This window comes from Colwellia sp. MB3u-4 (assembly GCF_014077065.1).
Taxonomy (GTDB): domain Bacteria; phylum Pseudomonadota; class Gammaproteobacteria; order Enterobacterales; family Alteromonadaceae; genus Cognaticolwellia.
This window is the reverse complement of record NZ_JACGVE010000054.1, coordinates 1-209: the sequence shown is the minus strand read 5'-3', so window position 1 is coordinate 209 and position 209 is coordinate 1. Positions and strand designations below refer to the sequence as shown.

At 34.9% G+C, this 209-nt stretch carries 1 protein-coding gene; it reads left to right on the top strand.

Annotation, left to right across the window (positions count from 1 at the left end; all coding sequences use genetic code 11):
• Window positions 1–27 precede the first annotated feature (27 nt).
• On the top strand, window positions 28–209 hold a 182-nt coding region (locus tag H4J61_RS02275; protein WP_182183300.1), incomplete at its 3' end, for a helix-turn-helix domain-containing protein.

Sequence of the window (209 nt, the reverse complement as noted above, 5' to 3'; positions counted from 1 at the left end):
ATTTTTCATACATTGATATCAGTCGTTATGATCACACTTGAATCCATTGATTTTAAATCTCTTATAGCAAAAGAAACTAATGGGCGAATGCGGGTTCGTTTGATGGCGCTTTCTCATATCAAAAGTGGCGCTAATAACACACAGACAGCACGAAACTTACATATTAGTCGACGTATTGTTAATGACTGGGTTAAAAGATTTTATGAACA